At 72.0% G+C, this 17,320-nt stretch carries 19 protein-coding genes and 1 tRNA gene; 15 read left to right on the top strand and 5 right to left on the bottom strand.

Annotated features, from left to right (window positions below; genetic code table 11):
* Window positions 1-23 precede the first annotated feature (23 nt).
* From N8J89_RS39850 to N8J89_RS39865, 4 genes are read left to right on the top strand one after another with little or no spacing between them, the layout of a single operon-like run.
* Window positions 24-1,289, top strand: coding sequence for a glycosyltransferase family 4 protein (locus tag N8J89_RS39850; protein ID WP_283662026.1), 1,266 nt, complete (start codon window positions 24-26; stop codon window positions 1,287-1,289).
* Window positions 1,276-1,986 carry a class I SAM-dependent methyltransferase gene (locus tag N8J89_RS39855; protein WP_283662027.1) on the top strand — a complete coding sequence of 237 codons (711 nt, stop codon included), beginning with the start codon at window positions 1,276-1,278 and terminating at the stop codon, window positions 1,984-1,986. The genes N8J89_RS39850 and N8J89_RS39855 overlap by 14 nt, the downstream gene beginning before the upstream one ends.
* A complete protein-coding gene (locus N8J89_RS39860) occupies window positions 1,983-2,990 on the top strand; it encodes a glucosidase family protein (protein ID WP_283662028.1) in 1,008 nt (335 codons plus the stop codon). The genes N8J89_RS39855 and N8J89_RS39860 overlap by 4 nt, the downstream gene beginning before the upstream one ends.
* Window positions 2,975-4,018 (top strand): CobW family GTP-binding protein, encoded by a 1,044-nt coding sequence (locus N8J89_RS39865; RefSeq protein ID WP_283662029.1) that lies wholly within the window; start codon window positions 2,975-2,977, stop codon window positions 4,016-4,018. The genes N8J89_RS39860 and N8J89_RS39865 overlap by 16 nt, the downstream gene beginning before the upstream one ends.
* On the opposite strand, the gene N8J89_RS39870 is transcribed toward N8J89_RS39865, so the two are convergent.
* On the bottom strand, window positions 4,003-5,544 hold the full coding sequence (locus N8J89_RS39870; protein WP_283662030.1) for a hypothetical protein: 1,542 nt from the start codon (window positions 5,542-5,544) through the stop codon (window positions 4,003-4,005). The two genes, N8J89_RS39865 and N8J89_RS39870, sit on opposite strands and share 16 nt — an antisense overlap.
* A gap of 40 nt (window positions 5,545-5,584) precedes the next feature.
* Between N8J89_RS39870 and N8J89_RS39875 the strand changes: the two genes are divergently transcribed.
* From N8J89_RS39875 to N8J89_RS39900, 6 genes are all read left to right on the top strand, one after another.
* On the top strand, window positions 5,585-6,190 hold the full coding sequence (locus N8J89_RS39875) for a TetR/AcrR family transcriptional regulator (RefSeq protein WP_283662031.1): 606 nt from the start codon (window positions 5,585-5,587) through the stop codon (window positions 6,188-6,190).
* Window positions 6,191-6,214: 24 nt separating this feature from the next.
* Window positions 6,215-6,931: a GAP family protein gene (locus N8J89_RS39880; RefSeq protein WP_283662032.1), complete on the top strand. Its 717-nt coding sequence runs from the start codon at window positions 6,215-6,217 to the stop codon at window positions 6,929-6,931.
* Window positions 6,932-7,861, top strand: a complete 930-nt coding sequence (locus N8J89_RS39885; protein WP_283662033.1) for a phosphotransferase — start codon at window positions 6,932-6,934, stop codon at window positions 7,859-7,861. It begins immediately after the preceding gene.
* Window positions 7,862-7,927: 66 nt separating this feature from the next.
* The gene (locus N8J89_RS39890) at window positions 7,928-8,515 is read left to right on the top strand and encodes a DinB family protein (RefSeq protein ID WP_283662034.1); all 588 of its coding nucleotides are present in this window, start codon (window positions 7,928-7,930) and stop codon (window positions 8,513-8,515) included.
* Window positions 8,516-8,563: 48 nt separating this feature from the next.
* Window positions 8,564-9,076 carry a toxin-antitoxin system HicB family antitoxin gene (locus N8J89_RS39895; protein ID WP_283662035.1) on the top strand — a complete coding sequence of 171 codons (513 nt, stop codon included), beginning with the start codon at window positions 8,564-8,566 and terminating at the stop codon, window positions 9,074-9,076.
* Window positions 9,077-9,148: 72 nt separating this feature from the next.
* The gene (locus N8J89_RS39900) at window positions 9,149-10,000 is read left to right on the top strand and encodes a DUF4097 family beta strand repeat-containing protein (RefSeq protein ID WP_283662036.1); all 852 of its coding nucleotides are present in this window, start codon (window positions 9,149-9,151) and stop codon (window positions 9,998-10,000) included.
* A gap of 207 nt (window positions 10,001-10,207) precedes the next feature.
* On the opposite strand, the gene N8J89_RS39905 is transcribed toward N8J89_RS39900, so the two are convergent.
* Both N8J89_RS39905 and N8J89_RS39910 read right to left on the bottom strand, forming a co-directional pair.
* Window positions 10,208-10,283, bottom strand: a tRNA-Lys gene (locus N8J89_RS39905).
* A 48-nt stretch (window positions 10,284-10,331) separates the two neighbouring features.
* Window positions 10,332-10,805 carry a GbsR/MarR family transcriptional regulator gene (locus N8J89_RS39910; RefSeq protein ID WP_283662037.1) on the bottom strand — a complete coding sequence of 158 codons (474 nt, stop codon included), beginning with the start codon at window positions 10,803-10,805 and terminating at the stop codon, window positions 10,332-10,334.
* A gap of 231 nt (window positions 10,806-11,036) precedes the next feature.
* Between N8J89_RS39910 and lysA the strand changes: the two genes are divergently transcribed.
* On the top strand, window positions 11,037-12,377 hold the full coding sequence (gene lysA, locus N8J89_RS39915; protein ID WP_283662038.1) for a diaminopimelate decarboxylase: 1,341 nt from the start codon (window positions 11,037-11,039) through the stop codon (window positions 12,375-12,377).
* Here lysA and N8J89_RS39920 read toward each other — a convergent pair.
* Window positions 12,328-13,263 carry a DMT family transporter gene (locus N8J89_RS39920; RefSeq protein WP_283662039.1) on the bottom strand — a complete coding sequence of 312 codons (936 nt, stop codon included), beginning with the start codon at window positions 13,261-13,263 and terminating at the stop codon, window positions 12,328-12,330. The two genes, lysA and N8J89_RS39920, sit on opposite strands and share 50 nt — an antisense overlap.
* 78 nt (window positions 13,264-13,341) lie before the next feature.
* Between N8J89_RS39920 and N8J89_RS39925 the strand changes: the two genes are divergently transcribed.
* Window positions 13,342-13,932, top strand: coding sequence for a superoxide dismutase (locus tag N8J89_RS39925; protein ID WP_283662040.1), 591 nt, complete (start codon window positions 13,342-13,344; stop codon window positions 13,930-13,932).
* Here N8J89_RS39925 and N8J89_RS39930 read toward each other — a convergent pair.
* Entirely contained in the window at window positions 13,929-15,041 is a 1,113-nt protein-coding gene (locus N8J89_RS39930) for a hypothetical protein (RefSeq protein WP_283662041.1), read from the bottom strand. The two genes, N8J89_RS39925 and N8J89_RS39930, sit on opposite strands and share 4 nt — an antisense overlap.
* A 134-nt stretch (window positions 15,042-15,175) precedes the next feature.
* On the opposite strand from N8J89_RS39930, the gene N8J89_RS39935 reads away from it, so the two are divergent.
* The 3 genes from N8J89_RS39935 to N8J89_RS39945 are packed head-to-tail and all read left to right on the top strand — an operon-like array spanning window position 15,176 to window position 17,129.
* On the top strand, window positions 15,176-15,514 hold the full coding sequence (locus N8J89_RS39935) for an SCO4402 family protein (protein ID WP_252483521.1): 339 nt from the start codon (window positions 15,176-15,178) through the stop codon (window positions 15,512-15,514).
* Window positions 15,515-15,552: 38 nt separating this feature from the next.
* The gene (dusB, locus tag N8J89_RS39940; protein ID WP_283662042.1) at window positions 15,553-16,686 is read left to right on the top strand and encodes a tRNA dihydrouridine synthase DusB; all 1,134 of its coding nucleotides are present in this window, start codon (window positions 15,553-15,555) and stop codon (window positions 16,684-16,686) included.
* Window positions 16,683-17,129 (top strand): hypothetical protein, encoded by a 447-nt coding sequence (locus N8J89_RS39945; RefSeq protein ID WP_283662043.1) that lies wholly within the window; start codon window positions 16,683-16,685, stop codon window positions 17,127-17,129. The genes dusB and N8J89_RS39945 overlap by 4 nt, the downstream gene beginning before the upstream one ends.
* The last annotated feature ends 191 nt before the right edge of the window (window positions 17,130-17,320 follow it).

The following is a 17,320-nucleotide window of genomic DNA, read 5'->3' on the forward strand; positions in this document are numbered from 1 at the left end:
CCGACAGGTAGCGCGGTGGCGGCATGACGCGACCGCTGCGGATCGCGCTGCTGACCTATCGCGGCGCCCCGCACTCCGGCGGCCAGGGCGTGTACGTGCGGCACCTCAGCCGGGAGCTGCGCGCGCTCGGCCACTCGGTGGAAGTCTTCGCCGGACCGCCCCATCCCGAGCTGGATCCGGGCATCCCGCTCACCCGTCTGTCCACTTTGGACATATTCGGCGAGCCGTTCCCGTTCCGGCTGCCGCCGCTGCGGCAGGTGCGCAGTGCGGCGGACTGGGTGGAGTACCTGGACTTCCGGTTCCGCGGCAACTACCCGGAGCCGCTGTCCTTCTCGCTGCGTGTGCTGCCGGAGCTGTGGGCTCGCCGGGCGGAGTTCGACCTGGTGCACGACAACCAGGGCCTGGGCTACGGCCTGCTCGGCCTGCACTGGCTCGGTCTGCCGCTGGTGGCGACCGTGCACCACCCGGTGGCCATCGACCGCGACTTCAAGCTGGCCACCACCACCGGCGCGCACCGCCGCGGCGCGCTGCGCTGGCACCGCTTCACCGACATGCAGGGCCGGGTGGCGCGCCGGGCCGCCGCGGTGCTGACCGTGTCCGCGGCTTCCCGGGCCGCGATCGTACGCCGGATGCGGGTGCCCGCGGACCGGGTCTCGGTGGTACCGCTGGGCGTGGACCACTCGGTGTTCACCACCGGGTCCACCGCGAAGGTGCCGGGCCGGATCGTGACCACGGCCAGCGCGGACGTGCCGATCAAGGGCCTGCGCACGCTGCTCGCGGCGCTGGCGCTGGTGCGCGCGGCGGCGCCTGCCGAACTGGTGGTCATCGGGCGGCCCAAGCCGGACAGCCCGGCCGCGGAACTGCTGGCGCGGCCGGAGCTGGCCGGTGCCGTGCGGTTCACCCCCGATCTGTCCACTGTGGACCTTGCCGAACTGCTGCGGTCGGCCGAAGTGGTCTGCGTGCCCTCGCTGTTCGAGGGCTTCTCGCTGCCCGCGGCCGAGGCGATGGCCTGCGGCACGGCGCTGGTGACCACCTGGGCTGGCGCGCTGCCGGAGGTCGTCGGCCGGGACGAACAGGCCGCGTTGCTGGTGCCACCAGCCGATCCGGTCGCGCTGGCCGCCGCGCTGACCAGGGTGCTCACCGGCACCGCGCTGCGGGCGCGACTGGGCAAGGGCGGTCTGCGCCGGGCCGCCGGACTGTCCTGGCGGCGCACCGCACTGGCCACCGTCGAGCAGTACCACCGCGTTCTCGCTGATTCCTGCCACCGGAGCGAACTTGCTGACCATTGACTTCGACCGGTTCCCGATCGCGGCCGGGGACCGGGTGCTCGACTTCGGCTGCGGGCAGGGACGGCACGCCTACGCGGCCTACCGGCGCGGCGGCCGGGTGCTGGCGCTGGATCTCGACGGCGCGGTGCTCAAGGAGGTCAGGGACATGTTCGGCGCGATGGCCTGCGTCGGCGAGCCGCCGCCGGGCGCCACCGCGCACGCCATCCAGGGCGACGGGGCGGCGCTGCCCTTCCCCGACCACGCCTTCACCAGGGTGATGGCCGCCGAGGTGCTGGAGCACCTGCCCGAGGACGAGGCGGTGCTGGCCGAGCTGACCAGGGTGCTCGCACCGGGTGGGCTGCTCGCGGTGACCGTGCCGCGCTGGCTGCCGGAGCGGATCTGCTGGGCGCTGTCCAGGGAGTACCACGAGGTCGAGGGCGGGCACGTGCGCGTCTACCGGCGGCGGGCGCTGCGGAAGCTGTTGCGGCGGCACGGTTTGATCCCGCTGGGCGGCCACCACGCGCACGCGCTGCACACGCCGTACTGGTGGCTCAAGTGCGCGGTCGGGCCGAGCAACGAGACCCGGTTGGTCCGCCGCTACCACGAGTTCCTGTGCTGGGACATCGAACACGGCAACTGGGCCTCGCGCACCGCGGACCGCCTGCTGAACCCGGTGCTCGGCAAGAGCCTGGTGCTCTACGCGGTCAAACCGGCATGACCCCGGCGGAGGTCAGCGCCACCGCGCGCTGGATCCTGGCCATCCAGCGCGCGGACGGCGCGATCCCCTGGGACGACGGCGGCAAGCTCGACCCGTGGAACCACGTCGAAGCCGCGATGGGCCTGGACTCAGCTGGCCACCACGCTGAAGCGGCAGCCGCGTTGCGCTGGCTGGCCGAACGCCAGCGCCCGGACGGCTCCTTCGCCACCGCCTACCAGGACGGCCTGGTCACCGATCCGCACGGCGACAGCAACTTCACCGCCTACCTAGCCGTCGGCCTGCGGCACCACCTGCGGCACACCGGAAACCTCGCCCTGGCCAAGGAGCTGTGGCCGGTGGTGCGGGCAGCGATGAGTTTTGTGCTGGACCTGCAACGCCCGGACGGCGCGATCGGCTGGCACCGCAGGCCGGACGGCAGCGCCTGCGACCTCGCGCTGCGCGCCGGGTGCGCGAGCATCCACCACGCGCTGCACTCCGCGGCGCTGCTCGGCCAACGACTCGGCGAACCCACCGCGGACCTCCGGGCCGCCGCCGACCGGCTGCGCGAGGCGCTGCTGGACGCCACGCTCTTCCTGCCCAAACCGCATTCGATGGACTGGTACTACCCGGTGCTCGGCGGCGCGGTCACCGGCGCGTCGGCGCGGGCCTGGCTGATCACCGACTGGCACCGGTTCGTGGTGCCCGGCCTCGGCGTCCGCTGCGTGCACGACCAGCCCTGGACGACCGGCGGGGAAACCGCGGAGCTGGCCCTGACCCTCGCCGTGCGGGGCGAGTCCGCGCTGGCCCGGGCGCTGCTGCGGGACCTGGACCGGCTGCGCTGCCCGGACGGCGGCTACTGGACCGGCTACCAGTTCGCCAACCGCGTGCTGTGGCCCGACGAGCGCACCACCTGGACCGCGGGCGCGGTGCTGCTCGCCGCCGCGGCGCTCGCCGGCGACCGTGCCACACTCGGCACGTTCACCCCGGTCCCCGCCGACAAGGAAGCGTTGTGCGCAAGCAGCTGATCCCGGTCATCGTGGTCGCCGGATTCCTCGGTTCCGGCAAGACGACCCTGCTCAACCACCTGCTGCACAACAGCAGGGGCGCCCGGATCGGGGTGGTGGTCAACGACTTCGGCCAGGTCAACATCGACGCGATGCTGGTCGCCGGGCAGGCCGACTCGATGGTCTCGCTGTCCAACGGCTGCCTGTGCTGCGTGGCCGACACCTCCGAGCTGGACGAGTTGCTGGACCGGCTGGCCCGGCCGCAGGCCCGGATCGACGTGATCGTGATCGAGGCCAGCGGACTGGCCGAACCGCAGACCCTGGTGCGCATGGTGGCCACCAGCGAGAACCCCCGGCTCAGCTACGGCGGGCTGGTCGAGGTGGTGGACGCGGTGGAGTTCGAGGCCACCCGGCAACGGCACCCCGAGCTGGACAAGCACCTGCGGCTGGCGGATCTGGTGGTGCTCAACAAGACCGACCGGATCGACGACACCGAGCGGTTGCTGCTGCTCAACGAGCTGGAGCAGCTGGCGCCCGGCACGCCGGTGGTGGCCGCCGAGCACGGCAGGGTGGACACCGGCCTGCTCTTCGACCACGAGCCGCGCGCCGAGGACCTGTCCCAGCCCCGCCAGCTGACCCTGGACGAGCTGCTCCGCGAGCACGACGACCACCACGAACACCTGCACACCGGCTACGACAGCGTCACCTTCACCGAGCCCGCGCCCCTGCACCCGGGGCGGCTGATGGACTTCCTCCAGGACCGCCCCACCGGCGTCTACCGGATCAAGGGCTTCGTCCACTTCGGCCTACCCGGCCACGACCAGCGGTTCACCCTGCACACCGTCGGCAGTCACCTGCGGGTGACCCGTTCGCCCTGGCCGCGCGGGGAGTCCCGGCTCAACCAGCTGGTGCTGATCGGCACGGACGTGGACCCCGGCGAGGTGCTCGGACGGCTCGCCGGGTGCGTGGACCCGGACCCGGCGAGCACGCAGGAGCGCACCATGCTGCGACTGCTGGCCGCACTGGACGAACCTCAGCCGGAGAACTGACCGAGCACCGCCTCGAACCCGTCCCGCCAGGTGCGCGGGTTGTCCTCGCCGCGGGCCAGCAACACCACCCGCGCGGGCACGCCGGCCTCGGCGTAGGCGGCCAGCTTGTGGTGCCCGTCCAGGGCCACGCCGACCAGGAACCGCTCCTCGTGCTCGGCCTCCACATAGACGTCCTCGACCCAGCCGAGCACCACCGCGGCGGGCCGCGCACCAGCCTCGACGGCTTTCCGGTACCGGGCAACGGTGTCCGGGTCCAGCGCCGCCAACGGCTGCCCGGGCAGCAGCGCGCCGAAGGTCGGCATCGGCCCCGGGACAGGTTCCGGCAGCTGGAAGTGCTCCACCCCCGGCCAGTCCTCCTCGCCCATCTCGGCGCCCTCCCGGAACGCCCAGCGCCGCACCCACCACGACCGCGCGGGCTCGCGCACCCGCTCCACCGGCAGATCGACGAGGTAGCCGCGGTAGTGCCCGGTCGGCAGCTCCTGTGCCAGCGGCGTGAGCGCGGCCAGCACGCCATCCGCCAGTGAGTCCACTGTGGACAGTGCGATGCGCAGCCGGTCCGCGGTCGCGGCGGCCACCCGCTCCGGCCAGCCGAGCAGCCGCATGGTGGTCTCGCAGGTCCCGCAGTCCGTGCTGACCCGGTACAGCGGACTCCCGTCCACCAGCAAGGACTTGTCCCAGCGCGGCCAGGTCGATCCCGGTGACGGCGGGTCGTAGTCGACCCGGATCCGCCCCCGGCCCTCGTGCAGCTCGAACCGTGCCCGGCGCGCCGACTCCACGGTCAGCCCGCGGATCTCCGGCTCGGCCCGCGTGGCCGGGTCGACCTGGGACCAGCTGCGCCACAACGCCTCCTGGTACGTCCGGGACGGTCCGGTCCACAGCGGGGTCAGCGGATCCCGCCCGGTCAGCCGGATCAGCGCGTGCTGCACGTCGCCCGGCGCCTCCACCTCCTTGAGCAGCCGCACCAGGTACGGCACCGCGGCCGGATCGCCCAGCAGCTCCAGCGCGACCACGAACGCGGTGTGCGCGAGCCCGGCCACCCCGGGCAGCCGTTCCGCGATCGGCACGGTCCAGCGCCGGTCGCCCAGCCGCCCCAACGCGATCGCCGCCGGTCCCTGCTTGCCCGGCGTGTCCAGCTGCCGCCCGAGGTAGTCGCCGAACCCGGCGTCCCCGGAGAGCCCCATCGCGTGCAGCACCGGCTCAGCCGGGCCAAGATCGCGTTCCAGCCGCCACAGCAGCTCGGCGGGCACCCGCAGCCCCAGCTGGACCGCGGTCCTGAGCAGGTCATGCGCGTCGTCGCCGGCATGCCCGGCCAGCAACCGCAGCAGCGCGGGTCCGGCCGGTTCGCCCAGGTAGCGCAGCAGCCAGCTCAGCTGCCGCCGCCGCGCCGGTTTCGCCGTGGCATACCGGGCCTCGGCCACCTCGATCAGATCCGGCGGCCCGGCCGCGCCCAGCTCGCTCAGCGCGCTCCACGGATCCGCCGCCACCAGTGCCGCGTCCAGCGCCGCCTGGGTCCCGCCCATCGCCATGCCCGTTGACCCCGTTCGAATATGACCATAATCTAACGCTGTGCCACCGACCGCCGACCACGAGGCCCGCCGCCACCAGGTGGCCACCGCCCTGCTGTCGGTGATCGCGACCCACGGCCTGGAGGCGGCCAGCATCGCCAGGGTGGCCGAAGCGGCTGGCGCGTCCACCGGCCTGGTGCAACGGTACTTCCGCAGCAAGGACGAGTTGCTGCTCTTTGCCTTCGACCACCTCGTCGAGCAGACCCTGGCTCGGCTGGTGGCGGCCGAGCACGTCGGCTCGATCCGGATCCGGCTGTTCCGGGGGCTGCGCACCATGCTGCCGCTGGACGAGGAGCGGATCACCGAGGCCAGGGTGACCCAGGCCTTCGCCACCCGCGCCCTGCACAGTCCTCGGCTACGCAGGGTCATCGACGCCTCGGCGCAGATGGTGCGCAAGCAGTGCGCGGCCACCCTGCGCCGGGCCCAGGAGCTGGGCGAGGCTCCCGCGCACCTGGACGCCGACTTCGAGGCCACCATGCTGGTCGCCTTCACCGACGGCCTGACCTCGACCATCGTCGCCGACCCGGCCGCGATCAGCCCTGGGGAGGCTGACCGCATGCTGCTCCGCTACCTCGACCGCGTCTTCGAGGTGGCCGCACCGCACTAGAGATCCACCTTGGGGGAGAACAGAATGCTCGTGCTCACACTGTCCGTGCTCGGCCTCGCCGTGGTGGACAGCATCAACCCGTCAGTCCTCGGCGTCACACTGTTCCTGCTGCTCAAACGCCAGACCGGCCGCTCGGCCACGATCCAGGTGCTGACCTACCTGGCCGCGGTGGCCGCCACGTACTTCACCCTCGGCGTGCTGCTCATGCTCGGTCTGAGCGCGTTGTCCGGGCAGCTCGGCAACCTGCTGCAGAGCCCGGTCACCTACGCGATCACCGGCGTGCTCGGGGTGGCGCTGTTCGCCTGGAGCTGGGTGGATCACCGGCTGGACAAGAAGAACCCGGAACGCCACCGCGACCGCAAGCCCCGGCTGCCGATCTCCGACCGCCTGCCCGCGCTGTTCGCCCTCGGCCTGCTGGTCTCGATCCTGGAGTTCTCCACCGCGCTGCCGTTCCTGGCCGCGGTGGCCCTGATGACCACCAACGGTCTCTCCGCCGCGGTCTGGCTGCCGCTGCTCGCGGTCTACGTGCTGATCATGGTGCTGCCCGAGCTGGTCCTGCTCGCGGTGTTCCGCCTGCTCAGCGAGAGCCGACGGGCGCGGCTGGAACGCCTGCGGGACAAGATGGCGGCCAACACCCGCAAGACCGTGCAGTGGATCGCCGCGATCGTCGGCTTCCTGCTGATCCGCAACGCCGTCGGCTACTTCGCGATCGCCCTCGGCTGGTACCCGCCGAAGGGCTGAGTGGACGAGACTGGGCCGGTGCTCGCCGAGGAGATCGCCGCCGTGGAAGCCGCACTGGGCAGCAGGGTGCTGGCCAGCCGCACCCTGGCCGGCGGCTTCTCGCACCAGACCAGCCTGCTCACGCTGACCGACGGCCAGGTGGTGGCCCGTCGCGGCGGCCCCGATCCGGCGATCGAGGCGGCGGTGATGGCCGCGGCCCGCCCGCTCGTGCCGGTGCCGGAGGTGCTGCTGGTCCGGCCGGTCATGGTGCTCGAACACATCACCGGCACCCTGCTCAGCCAGGTGCTGGCCGACGACTCGCTCAGCCCCGCGGACCTGCGCGCGCTCGGCGCCGAGGTCGGCGGGGTCGCGGCGGCGGTGAGCGCGCGGGCGTTCGACCGGCCGGGCTTCTTCGCCGACGAGCAGCTCACCGTCCGTCCGGAACGCCCCTGGTCCCAGCAGCTGCCGGAGGTGGTGGCGGAGTGGTTGGCGGCCACCCCGGAGTCCCGCCTGCCCGCCGCCGCCAAGTCCGCCTGGCTGGCGCTGTGCACGGCGCACGCCCCGGCGCTGACCGCGGTCGACGGGCACGCCCGGCTGGTGCACTCCGACCTCAACCCGAAGAACATCCTCATCAGCAGGGCCGGTCGCGGCTGGCGGGTGGACGCGCTGCTGGACTGGGAGTTCAGCTACTCGGGCTGCCCGTACGGCGACGCGGCGAACATGGCCCGCTTCGACGCGGATTGCCCAGCGGAGTTCCTGACCGGTTTCCGCGCCGCCTTCGCCGAGCACCAGCCCACCGACCTGCCACCCCTCGCGGACTGGGCCTACCTGGGCCGGGTGCTGGACATGTTCGCCCTCACCGAGCTGGTCACCCGCCCGGAGCCGCACCCCGTCGCGGACCAGGCGGCCGAGCGGATCCGGCACTGGTCAGAGCACGGTATCCCCAGCTGATCGAACAGGTGTTCGAGTTGTCCACAGACTTGTCCACACCCGGGGATAACTCGCAGAGTTGTACACATGACCGACCCCAAGGCCGACCTGCGCCACTACCTCCAGACCGCCCGCGAAGCCCTGCTGTGGAAGCTCGACGGCCTCGGCGAGTACGACATCCGCCGCCCGCTCACCCCCACGGGCACGAACCTGTTGGGCCTGGTCAAGCACGTGGCAGGCTGCGAAGTCGGCTACTTCGGCCTGGTCTTCGGCCGCCCGTTCGCCCAGGAACTGCCCTGGCTGTCCGATGACGTCGAGCCCAACTCCGACCTGTGGGCGACCGCCGACGAGTCCCGCGCGGACATCATCGACCTGTACCGCAGGGTGTGGACACATTCGGACCAGACGATCACCAGCCTGCCCCTGGACGCGGTCGGCCGGGTGCCGCACTGGCCGGCCGAGCGCGCCGAGGTGACCCTGCACAAGGTGCTGACCCACATGATCGCCGAGACCCACCGGCACGCCGGCCACGCCGACATCGTCCGCGAACTGATCGATGGCACCACCGGCCTGCGCCCGGACAACGACAACCTGCCGGAGGCGGATAAGTCCTGGTGGGCGGCCTACCACGCCAACCTGGAACAGGTGGCCAGGGAAGCGGGCCAACCCACCTGACGCCACCCCCGACTTGCCATGGCACCAAAGTGATGCCATAGTTGTGCCATGGACCTGACGCCCTACGTCGAGAACCTCCGCAACGAGCTCGCGGTAGCCGCCGGAGCCGGTGGCGAGGAAGCTCGGGCGCTGGCGGACCGGCTCAGCGCACCACTGGAGTCAGCAGTGCGGCTGACCCTGCTGGAAGCCCTGTCGACGGCCGCGGACGAGATCACCCGGGAGCTGGCTCCCGGCTCGGTCGACCTGCGGCTGCGCGCCGGTTCGCCCACGTTCGTGGTCACCCCGGCGCCAGCGGCCACCGCGTTCGAGGACACCGCGCGGCAGCACGATGGCACCACCGATGCGCCACAGCTGGCCGCCGAGGGCGACGACGGTCCGATGACCAGGATCAACCTGCGCCTGCCCGAACAGCTCAAGGCCAGGATCGAGGAGGCCGCGGGCCGCGAACGGCTCTCGGTCAACGCCTGGCTGGTCCGGGCCGCCGCCGCGGCACTCCAGCCAGAACCGCCGGCTCGCAGAGACCGGGCGTTCGGCCAGAAGTTCACCGGCTGGGTGCGCTAATCACACCCCGCCTCACCCCACACGTTCCCCACCAGCGGGAACGCTCACCAACCACCCCAGAAGGGCACAGCCATGCCAATTTTCCCCACCCCCGCCCCGATCACCGTCGAGCTCTCCCTGGTGTCGGCCAACGTCCGGATCAACGCCACCGACCGCATCGACACCGTGGTCGAGGTCCGCCCGGCCAAGGAGTCGAACAAGCACGACGTCACCGCCGCCGACCAGACCGAGGTCAGCTTCCACAACGGCACCCTGGTCGTCCGGATGGCCAAGCCGAAGCTGCTGGGCGGCAAGGGAACCATCAACCTGGTGATCGACCTGCCCACCGGCTCCCAGCTGAAGGGCGACTCCGCCATCGCCGACCTGCGCGCCGCCGGCCTGCTCGGCGACTGCCACTTCACCACCGCCACCGGCGACCTCCAGTTCGACCACACCGGCCCCCTGCGCCTGGAAACCACCAGCGGCCGCATCCGGGTCGAACACGCGGACGGCCACACCGACGTCACCAGCGGCTCCGGCGAGATCTGGCTGCACACCGTCAACGGCACCGCGGTGGTCAAGAACTCCAACGGCCCCACCACCATCGGCGACATCACCGGCGACCTCCGGGTCAACGTCGCCAACGGCAACACCAGCATCGAACGCGCACACAGCACCGTCGCGGTGAAGGCCGCCGCCGGCAGCATCCACATCGGCGAACTCACCCGAGGCACCGCCGTCCTGGAAACCAACGCCGGCGACGTCGAACTGGGCATCCGCCAAGGCACCGCCGCCTACCTCGACATCAACACCCTCACCGGCCGCTTCATCAACGACCTCGCCACCATCGGCGGCCCCGAGACCAACACCGAAACCCTCAAGGTCCACGCCCGCACCGTCACCGGCGACATCATCGTCCGCCGCAGCCAGCCGGCCGCCGCCTGACCCAGCCCAAACCCAGCTCTACCAGCAGTCAGCGAGGCGGGCGCCCGCTTCTTCGCCTGGGGGACGGCCCGAGAAGTGTGGCCGAGGCGCAGTGCCCATGACCTTGACGACGCAGGCCAAGGCAGCGCATAGGGTCGTCGAGCAAGCTGAGCTTCCGGTTGGCGTGATCTTGACACGCAAAACCCCCAGGCGCGTGACCTGGGGGTTTGGTGGGCCGCGTGGGACTCGAACCCACAACCCGCGGATTAAAAGTCCGCTGCTCTGCCAGTTGAGCTAGCGGCCCGGGGACACTCTACCGACACCGGGCCGGGTCATGTGCCGTGGTTGGCGATCACGGGCGGGGCGGGGGTTGCCAGTTGGCGACCAGGCGGGGGAGTTCGGCTTGGAGGAACTCGAAGAAGTCTCGGGTTTGTTCCAGGCGGTGGGCGGTGGGGGTGGTGGGGCCGACGGCCTGGATGCCTTCCTTGATGCTCTGGATCCAGCGGGCGATCTGCTCTTCGCGGCGGAGCAGGGACTCGAACCACAGGTCGTCGCGGACGCGGTAGTGGTCGCGGCGGGCGCCTGGGGAGCGTTCCTTGGTGACCAGGCCGATCTGGGTGAGGTAGCGGACGCCTCCGCTGACGGCGGCGGGGCTGATCTGCAGGTGGGCGGCCAGGTCCGCGGCGGTGCGGGTGCCGTCGTCGCTGGCGAGGAGGCTGGCGAAGATCCTGGCCGGCATGCGGCTCCAGCCCGCGTCGGTGAGGACCAGGGCGAAGCGTTCGACGAAGCGGGCTACCGCTGCCTCGTCGCGGGCGGGTCCGGTCATGTGTAGGCCCTCCTCTCCGTCACCCCGGTGACCAGCCGGTTTAGTTTAGCTGTTTCAGGAAGATGTGAAGGTAGGTCTGTGTGGTGGGGGCCACCTGCGGTGTCAGGGTCGCGGAAACGTGGCGGCCGCGGGCGTCAGGAGCGCGTAGGGAGCGGTGACGGGCGGGCGGGGGCGGCGTTTTCTCGTCATGGGCGGGCAACGTGCCCGTGACAAGTGCCTGCGGAGGCCGTCGTGACCCTGGAGTACCTCATTCCTTCGCTGCAACGCTCGCTGCGCAGCCACCTGGAGCCGGGGATCTGGCCGGCCGGGACCGAGCTGGGGCCGGAGAACGACCTGCTGGTCGGCGGGGTTTCGCTGCGGCGGGTCGCGGCTGACTTCGGCACTCCCTCCTACGTGCTGGACGAGGCGGCGGTCCGGCAGCGGTGCCGGGAGTACCGGGCCGCGTTGCCCGACGTCGAGATCGCCTACGCCAGCAAGGCGTTGCTGACCAAGGCGGTGGCGCGGTGGGTGCGGGAGGAGGGGCTTTCGCTCGATGTGTGCTCGGCTGGGGAGCTCGCCGTCGCGCGGGCGGTGGACTTCCCGGCGGAGCGGGTCATCCTGCACGGGAATGCCAAGACGCCGGAGGACCTGAAGGCCGCCATCGGGTATGGCGTTGGGCGGGTGGTGGTGGACTCGTTCGACGAGATCGAGCAGCTCGGCGCGTTGGCGCGGTATCCGCAGCAGGTGCTGGTGCGGGTGACGCCCGGGGTGGACGGGCAGACGCACAAGGCGATCGCGACCGGGGTGGAGGACCAGAAGTTCGGGTTCTCGCTGGCCAGTGGGGCCGCGGCGGAGGCGGTGCGGCGGGTGCTCGGCCAGCCGAACCTGCACCTGGTGGGGCTGCACTGCCACATCGGGTCGCAGATCGGGCGGGTGGCCGGGTTCGAGCTGGCGGCGCGGCGGATGGTCGGTCTGCTGGCCGCGGTGCGGGATGAGCACGGGATCGTGTTGCCACAGCTGAACATCGGCGGTGGGCACGCGGTGGCGTACCTGCCCGGCGAGGACGAGTTCGACCTCCAGGGGTTCGCGGCCAGGGTGCGGTGCGCGGTGAACTACGAGTGCTCGGCGCGCGGGCTGCCGGTGCCGCGGTTGGTGGTGGAGCCGGGGCGGTCGCTGGTCGCGCGGGCCGGGGTCACGCTGTACCGGGTGGTCGTGGTCAAGGACGTGCCCGGCGTGCGGACCTTCGTCGCGGTGGACGGCGGGATGAGCGACAACATGAGGCCCGCGCTCTACGGATCCCGTTACGCGGTGCGGATGTTCGGCCGCACCAGCCACGCGGCCGCGCGCACGGTGACCGTGGTCGGGCGGCACTGCGAGGCCGGGGACGTGATCGCGCGCGATGTGCCGTTGCCCGCGGACATCCGCGCGGGCGACCTGCTGGCCGTGCCCTGCTCCGGCGCCTACCACCACTCGCTGGCGTCCAACTACAACCTGGTCGGCCGGCCGCCGGTGATCGCGGTGGCCGAGGGACGTTACCGGCCGATCATCCGGCGGGAGACGGATGAGGACGTGCTGGCTCGGGATCTGGGCTGAGCCGGACGGTGCCGCCCTTGCCGGTGCGCTCGCGCCAGCCGAGGGCGGTCACCGCGACCACCAGCAGCGCGAAGCCCAGCCACTGGGTGCCGGACAGGCGCGCGCCCAGCAGGCCGACGCCGATCAACGCGGCGGTGGCCGGGAAGGCCAGCTCGGCCAGGGTGGCGCGGGCCGCCGGGGTGCTGCGCAGGCCCTGGTAGTACAGGGTCAGCGCGAGCAGGCCGGGCACGATCGCGAGCAACAGCAGGGCGGGCGCGTTCGCCCAGTCCACCAGGAACGGGGCGCCCTGGCCTGCCACCACCACCGCGGTCGCGGGCAGGCCGATGGCGAAGCGCAGCACCGTGACGTCCCACGGGCGCAGCTCGGTGCTGACCAGCCTGCCGAGCACGGTGCCGCCCGCCCACAGCGCGGCCGCGCCCAGCGCCAGCAGCGCCGGGACCGCGGCGCTGACCCGCACCTCCAGCGGGTTCGGAAAGCTCAGCAGCCAGGCGCCGAGCAGGGCGGGCGCGGCGAAGTAGGCGTAGTGCGCGCGCGGCCGCTCGCCGAGCAGGACGAAGGCGGCCAGCAGCACGAACACCGGCTGGAACTTCTGCAGCACCAGCGGGGTCACCGGGTCGCCGTAGCGGAAGGCGGCGGTGAACAGCGCGGTCGCCACCGCCGAGGAGCCGACCCCGATGACCAGCACCGCGAACCGCCGCGGCCAGCTCAGCCCGGCGAAGGCGCGCAGCGCGCGCGGCACCCAGGGCAGCAGCAGGGTCACCACGATCAAGTGTTCCCAGAAGACCACGGTGGCCGAGGGCAGGGCCTGCGCGAGCGGGGTGCGGAGCAGGGCGTCCGTGCCCCACAGCGCGGCGGCCAGCGCCACCAGCCAGGTCCGATCCCGCATGCCTGCCCCCATATCAGCCGGTCATAACTTCACTCGCCGCCGGTGCCGGAACGCACGCAGCGTGCCAAGGTGGTCACCATGCGACGTCTTCCCCTTGCCGCGACCGGCGTCGCGGCCGCGTTGCTGCTGATCACCGGCAGCACAGCGCCCGCAGGCGCCGATCCGGTCAACTCCATCTCCCCGGATTCCATTCCCGTGCTCACCGTCGGCCGCTTCGCGCCGTACAGCCCGGAGGCCAAGGCCGTCACCCACGACCCGAAGCTGGTGCCCGAGGGCGCCGGTGTGGTGGTCGCCGCGACCCACGTCCGGCACGGCGGCACCCTGGTGCTGCTCTCGGTGCGCGGTCTGGTGCCCCAGCGCACCTACGGCGCGCACGCGCACACCAAGCCGTGCGGGCCCGCGCCCGCCGACTCCGGCCCGCACTACCAGGACGTCCTCGACCCGGTGCAGCCCTCGGTCGATCCCAAGTACGCCAACGCGTCCAACGAGATCTGGCTGGACTTCACCACCGACCGGCACGGCGTCGGCGTCAGCAAGACCGTGGTGCCCTGGCACTTCGGCGAGCGCAGGGCCAAGTCAGTGGTGATCCACTTCGAGCGGACCAAGACCCACCACGGGCACGCCGGAACCGCGGGCGCGCGGCTGGGCTGCGTGAACGTTAACTTCTAGACCGCGCCCAGCAGCTTCGGCACGATCTGCTCGGCCAGGGCCTTCTCCAGGCCGCGACGGGCCTCGTCGGTGCGGTTGTCGCCCAGTGCCATCAACCGCACCGCGAGCAGGTTGTCCATGTTGTCCCGCAACAGCACCCCGGTGCCGCTGAGCACGCTGCCCACCTTGGCCGGACGGCCGGCCACCGAGATCTCCGCGCCGTTGTACAGCGAGCCCTCCAGCTTGGTGGAGAGCACCTGGATCCACACCGTGTGCGCGCCGCCCTTGAACGGCTCGCCGCCGGAGATCGTGCAGTCACCGCCATAGGTCAGCTGCCGCTCCCGAACCGGCACGCCCAGGATGCTCTGGAACATCTCGTCGCTGGCCGCGGTGCACAGCGCGGCGGCGCGCTGCGGGTGCGGCAGGTCGACCACGCCCGCGGCCGGCGGCGGCGGGAACGGGGTGTACGGCAGCGCGCCCTTCTCCCCCGGCGCGGGCGCGGCCGGGCCGGGCTTGGTCAGCTCGGCGAGCAGCTTCTGGGCCAACTCGTGCAGCACCTGCTTCGGCGACTTCGGCGGGTTGCTGCCCGGGGTCGCGGTCATGTGCAGGGTGCCCTTGGGCACCGCGTCCTCGCTGTCGCCGAACTTCCGCTTCTCCAGCTCCTGCTCGCCGAACTGGTTGAACGGCACGCACAGCACCTCGCCGCCGCCGCTGGCCGCGACCGAGGTGGCCGGCCTGCCGCCCACGTCCACCTGCTGCGGGTTGGCCAGCGTCTTGCAGGGCTGCTGCCAGCTCAGGCTCAGGTACACGGTCTGGCGGCCGCCCTCGACCAGGCAGCCACCGCGCTGCGCCCACCGGCTCTGCACCGGCCCGCCGAGCAGCTCCGACCACTCCTGCGTGGACAGCGTGCCGCACAGCAGCTGCGCGGTCGGCTCGGGGTTGAGCAGCGAGACCAGCTCCCCGCCCGGCGAGCTGACCTTGCGCGCCGCGGAACCGCGCTTGTCGTAGCCCTCCACCGGATCACCCGCTTCGGCCACGCCACGCACCGTGGTGCACCCGGCGAGCAGCGCCGCGGTGGCCAGGAGCAGCGCGCCGGTCCGGCGGGCGTTGGTCATCAGTGGTTCCTCCATCCGGACGAGCGTTACCGGTGTGATGTTCGCAGCAGGGCCTGACGGTTGTCCCGGCAACTCCGGAATCCGGTGGCGTGGGTGTGATCTCGGCGGCACTTCCTAAATCGAGCTGATCTGGTTCCGAAAATAGGGAGATGAACGCGACTCGCAGGCAGGGCGTGGTGGACGCGTTGGAGGCGCTGGCCGGGTTCACCCCAGCCAACGTCAACGGCTGGCCGGACCTCAGCGGCACGGTGCAGGTGCTGCTGGCCGACACCTGGTGGGACCGGTTCGACCCGGCGGAGAGCGTGGGCGAGCTGCTCAGGGACGAGGCCGAGGTCGCCGCGGTCAAGGCCGTTGTCGAACCGCTGCTGGAGGTGCTGGAGGCCTACAACCCGGCCACACCGGATGAGACCTACCTCACTCATCCGCGCTGGCCGGAGGTGGCGGCCAAGGCGGGTCAGGCACACCGGTTGCTGGCCGAGACGGGCTGATGGCGACCGGCACTGTCGACGTGCCGGACAATGGAGCGGTGAACGCGCGTCCGCCCTTGCTGCGGGTCGGCCCCTACCAGGTCGATCCGCCGGTTGTGCTCGCGCCGATGGCCGGGATCACCAACGTGGCCTTCCGGCAGCTCTGCCGCCAGTACGGGGCGGGGCTGTACGTGTGCGAGATGGTCACCACCCGGGCGCTGGTCGAGCGGGACCCGATGACCATGCACATGATCACCTTCAGCGCGGACGAGCACCCGCGCTCGCTCCAGCTCTACGGGGTCGACCCGGTCACCATGGACAAGGCCGTCCGGATGATCGTGGACGAGGACCTGGCCGACCACATCGACATGAACTTCGGCTGCCCGGTGCCCAAGGTGACCCGCAAGGGCGGTGGCGCGGCGCTGCCGTACAAGCGGCGGCTCTTCGGCGACATCGTGCGGGCCGCGGTGCGGGCCGCCGAGCCCGCGGGCATCCCGGTGACGGTGAAGTTCCGGATCGGCATCGACGAGGACCACCTGACCTACCTGGACGCCGGGCGGATCGCCGAGGCCGAGGGCGCCTCCTGGGTGGCCCTGCACGGGCGGACCGCGGCGCAGCGCTACTCCGGGCAGGCCGACTGGTCGGCGATCGCGCGGCTCAAGGAAGCGGTGCGGACCATCCCGGTGCTGGGCAACGGCGACATCTTCTCCGCCGACGACGCGCTGCGGATGATGGCCGAGACCGGCTGCGACGGGATCGTGGTCGGCCGCGGCTGCCTGGGCAGGCCCTGGCTGTTCCGGGACCTGGCGGCCGCCTTCGCCGGTGAGCCGATTCCGGCAGGCCCTTCACTGGGCGGGGTGGCCGCGGTGCTGCACCAGCACGCCGAGCTGCTCATCGACCACCTCGGGCCGGACAAGGGCATCCGCGACCTGCGCAAGCACATGGCCTGGTACCTGCGCGGCTTCCCGGTCGGCGGCGACCTGCGGCGCAGCTTCGCCATGGTGTCCAGCCTGGCCGAGCTGGAGGACCTGCTCGCCCAGCTGCCGCCGGAGGTGCCGTTCCCGGAGGACGCGGAGGGGCCGCGCGGACGCCAGGGCTCACCGGCGAAGGTCAGCCTGCCGCAGGGGTGGCTGGACGATCCGGAGGACGCCTCGGTCCCGCTCGGCGCGGAGCTGATGCACTCCGGCGGATGAGCGCGCGGCTGGGCGGCGCGCTGCTGGTCACGCTGGTCACCGCGGGCTGTGCGGTCGGTGTGTCCGGCACGCCGTCTGCGGCGTCCCAGGAGGCGGTGGACGCCGGACTGGTCGGTGGTTACTTCAGCGACGGGCTGGCCGCGGCGCGGACCGGGGTGGCCGCGCAGCGGGAGTTCCTGACCCGCACCCAGCACCCGGACTTCCGCGCCGGCGCCTGCGATCCCGGCGAGCTGGTGCTGACCGTGGAACCCGCGCTGTCCACCCTGCGGCCGGATCCGGGGTGGACTGCGGGCAGCCGGGGCAGGCCGAGGGGACGGGTGTACGTGGTGGCGGTCTCGGTCACCGCGAAACGGGACGGCGCCACGGTCGGTATCCAGATCGGGTCACAGCACGTGGTCGTCCTCGACGGGGCGGCCTACGGGTTCGCACCCTGTCCGCGCTGAGCGTGACGACGCCCACATCCCTTGGGCTACCGGCAGTTTCCTGCTGGGCCAAGTGGGTGGGCTATGGCCGAACAGCTTGGGCGGCCCCGCCATTTGCGGGTACACAACCAAGTGCGTGGTGGATCACGCTGAGTCACCGGGTCGGAGCAGCCCACGGTCAGCCAGATAAGTGAAATACGACACCGGGCCGG

The sequence above is a fragment of the Crossiella sp. CA-258035 genome, from assembly GCF_030064675.1.
Taxonomy (GTDB): domain Bacteria; phylum Actinomycetota; class Actinomycetes; order Mycobacteriales; family Pseudonocardiaceae; genus Crossiella.